Raw genomic sequence first — 3,775 nt, forward strand, 5'->3', positions numbered from 1 at the left:
GCCCAGGTGCCGCAGCACCGGGCAGAGCAGACCGAGCGCCTGCGCGAATCCGCCGACCACCATGACCCGCTCCGGCGCGGTGCGCGTCGTCGTGCCGGGCCGGTACGCGCTTGTGGTCACCGGGGCCTTCCGTCGCACGTCAGGGCGTGACCCGGGCCACTGAACACGCGCGTTGATCCGTCGGCAATCGTTTGTTGATTGACTCCGATCACCCTGTGCCCGTCGCTATTCGGGGGAAGACAGGAAACGCTCAGTGTCGGATACACGAATATCGGTGGCCGTGCACGCCACCGACCCCCTCAGCCGAGCCGGAGTGATCAGTCATCTCCGGCACCAGCCGACCGTGGAGCTGGTCGACCGCGCCGACGACCCGCCGGAGCAGACGCCACGGGAGACACCCGCCTCCGAGCGGGTCGCCGTCATGCTCGTGGACCGCCTCGACGACCCGGCCGGCACCGAACTGCGCCGACTGGCCCGCTCCACCGACCACCGCGTCGTACTGATCGCGAGCGAACTGCGCGAGCCGGAGCTGCTCGCGGTCGTCGAGTACGGCGTACGGGCCATCCTGTGGCGGCACCAGGCGACCCCGCAGAAGCTGCTGCGCGCGGTGCACAGCGCGGCACGCGGCGAGGGGGAACTGCCGCCCGACCTCATCAACCGGCTCATGACCCAGCTGGGCAGGCTCCGGCTCTCCGCGCTCGACGGCTCGCCGTCCGCGTCCGGCGGGCTCGTACCGACGCTGGGCATGGCGCCCCGCGAGGTGGACGTCGTGCGGCTGATCGCGGAGGGCCTGGACACCAAGCAGATCTCCGAGAAGCTCGCCTACTCCGAACGCACCGTCAAGAACGTCCTGCACGCGCTGATGACGCGCCTGCAGCTGCAGAACCGCGCGCATGCCGTCGCGTACGCGCTGCGGGAGGGATACATCTGATGTCGCCGAACCGACTCCCCTGCACCACCGGGGGAGTACGTACGTGATCCACGAAGTCGACGAGGCACTGCGGGCGCTGCTGCGCGGGGCGCTTCCCGAAGGGACCGGCGAGGTCGTCTTCGAGGCGCCGACCCGCGACTGGGCGGCCCGGCGCAACGCGCCCACGCTCAACTCGTACCTGTACGACATCCGCGAGGACGTCGCCCGCCGCGAGCGCGGCGCGTACGCCGAGCGGGGCCCGGACGGCACGGTGCTGCGCAGACGGCAGCCGCCGCGCTGGTTCCGGCTCTCCTACCTGCTCACCGCCTGGACCAACCGGCCCGAGGACGAGCACCGGCTGCTCTCGGCGGCCCTCGGCACCCTGCTCGCGCACGAGCTGCTGCCGCCGGACGACCTGCCGGCCGCGCTCGCCGCGCTGCGGGCCACCCTGCCGCTGTCCGTCGCCGTGCCGCCGCCCGAATCCCGCTCCATCGCGGACATCTGGTCGGCGCTCGGCGGCGAGCTCAAGCCGTCCCTGGACGTGGTGATCACCGTGCCGTTCCCGGTCTCGCCGGTGTACGACGTGGCACCGCCGGTCATCGAGGGGGTCGTGACCGTGCGCGGCAAGAACGGCGAGCCGGGCGACTCGCGCCCCCGGATGATGCGGACCACGCGGCAGGACGGCGCGCCGAAGCCGGACGCCGGAACGGAGGCCCCGTGAGCGGGACGACGCTGCCCGCGCACCTGGAGTCACTGCGCACGCGCGTGGCCGAGCTGGTGGAACGGCGCGCCGCGGACGACCCCACGGCGGCCGATCCGCTGCGCGGGCTGTACGTGACGGCCGAGACGGCGCACCGGCTGGCCACCACTCCCCCGCCGGAGCCCGGCACGGACGTGTTCCCGGCCGAACCGGTCGACTCGTTCGACGCGTTGGCGCGGGGCTTCGGGCTGAGCACGCTCGACCGCAAGGTGCTCCTCGCCGCCCTCGCGCCCGACGTGGACCGCCGCTTCGAGCCGCTGTACGGCTTCCTCAACGACGACGTGGGGCGGCGCAGGGCCTGCGTCGCGCTGGCCCTCGACCTCGCGGGCACAGGACCCCACGACCCGCTCGCCCGCGCCCGCTTCCATCCGCGGGCGCCGCTGCGCGCCGGGGGCCTGATCGCCCTCGACGACGAGGACCGGCCGCTGCCGGGGCGGGCGCTGCGGGTGCCGGAGCGGGTCGTCGCCCATCTGCTCGGCGACGACGCGCTGGATCCCGAACTCGTCGACCAGGGCGTGGAACTGCTGCCCGCCGACGCGTCCGGCGCCCCGGCGACGGCCGGGGACGCTCCGCCCCCGGCCGGCCGGATCGCCGCGCTGGCCGCCGCCGGGCTGCCGCTCCTGGTCCATCTGCGCGAGCGCAGGGAGGGCACGGCCGCCGCCCCGGTGGCCGACGCGCTGCGGGCGGCCGGACTGCCCGTCCTGCGCCACCGCCCGGCGGCGTCCACGGCGGACGCCACGGCCGTGACGCGCGCCCTGGTGCGGGAGGCACGGCTGCGGCGGGCCGTACTCGTCGTGGGACCCCTGCCGGCCGAACCGGGCCCCCTGTTCCGGTCCCTGGCGACCGGTGACGTGCCCGTCGTGTTCTTCGGGAGCGAGCCGTACGACTCCGGCTGGGCGCCGGACGCCGGGCTGCTCTCACTGGACGCGCCGTACGACAAGGTCGACGCGGCCCGCACCTGGCACACCGAACTCGCCCGGCACGCACCGGAGTTCGCGCCGGACTTCGATCTCGGCGAGGCCGTCGCGCCGTACCGGCTCGGTGAGGAGCAGATCCGGCGTGCCGCCCGGGGCGCCGCCGGGCACGCGGCCTTCGACGGCACCCCGCCGACCGCCGCGCACCTCCAGCACAGCGCCCGGCTCCAGTCCGCGCCGCTGCTCGACAAGCACGCCCGGCGGATCCGGCCCGCGGTCGGCTTCGGCGATCTCGTCCTGCCGGACGAACCGCTCGGCCATCTGCACGAGTTGACGCTGCGCGCCCGGCACCGCGACAAGGTGCTCGGCGAGTGGCGGCTGCGTACCGGCGGCGGCCGCGGACGCGGGGTGATCGCGCTGTTCGCCGGCGACTCCGGCACCGGCAAGACGCTCTCGGCCGAGGTGGTGGCCGGTGAACTCGGCCTGGACCTCTATGTGGTGGACCTGTCGGCGGTGGTCGACAAGTACATCGGCGAGACGGAGAAGAACCTGGAGCGGATCTTCGTCGAGGCGGACCGCACCGACGCGGTGCTCCTCTTCGACGAGGCCGACGCGGTCTTCGGCAAGCGCTCGGAGGTCAAGAGCTCGCACGACCGGTACGCCAACCTGGAGAGCGCGTATCTGCTGCAACGCCTGGAGGCCTTCGACGGGATCGCGGTGCTGACCACCAACCTGCGGGCCAACATCGACGACGCGTTCACGCGGCGCCTCGACCTGGTGGTGGACTTCCCCTTCCCGGACGTGGAGCAGCGCGTCGCCCTGTGGCGCACCTGCCTGTCCGGCACGCCGTGCGCGCCGGACCTGGAGGGCGAACTCGCCGACTGCGCGAAGGAGTTCGAGCTCGCGGGCGGCGCCATCCGGTCGGCCGCGGTGACCGCCGCCTATCTGGCGGCGGGGCACGGCGGGCCGGTGTCGGGCGCGGACGTGCGGGCCGGGGCGCGGCGCGAGTACCGCAAGATGGGGCGTCTCGAACCGGGAAGTTCCCTGCCCTGGCAGTGAGCCGCGGCAGGACGGAACAGTGGAGGGGGGGGGGGGGGGGGGCGCCCCCCCCCCCCCCCGGCCCGGGGCCCCCCCCCCCCCAACAAAAGAAGAAAGAAAAAAAAAAAAATTAAAAGTCTATGGCTTTCTTTG

At 73.8% G+C, this 3,775-nt stretch carries 3 protein-coding genes; all 3 read left to right on the forward strand.

Annotation, left to right across the window (positions count from 1 at the left end):
* Positions 1–253 precede the first annotated feature (253 nt).
* The 3 genes from AB0L89_RS38430 to AB0L89_RS38440 are packed head-to-tail and all read left to right on the forward strand — an operon-like array spanning position 254 to position 3,643.
* On the forward strand, positions 254–931 hold the full coding sequence (locus AB0L89_RS38430) for a response regulator transcription factor (protein WP_365152139.1): 678 nt from the start codon (positions 254–256) through the stop codon (positions 929–931).
* Between the two features lie 43 nt (positions 932–974).
* A complete protein-coding gene (locus tag AB0L89_RS38435; RefSeq protein ID WP_365152141.1) occupies positions 975–1,631 on the forward strand; it encodes a DUF4255 domain-containing protein in 657 nt (218 codons plus the stop codon).
* Positions 1,628–3,643, forward strand: a complete 2,016-nt coding sequence (locus AB0L89_RS38440; protein ID WP_365152143.1) for an ATP-binding protein — start codon at positions 1,628–1,630, stop codon at positions 3,641–3,643. Before AB0L89_RS38435 ends, AB0L89_RS38440 begins: the two co-directional genes overlap by 4 nt.
* The last annotated feature ends 132 nt before the right edge of the window (positions 3,644–3,775 follow it).

Source organism: Streptomyces sp. NPDC052114 (genome assembly GCF_040680155.1).
Taxonomy (GTDB): domain Bacteria; phylum Actinomycetota; class Actinomycetes; order Streptomycetales; family Streptomycetaceae; genus Streptomyces.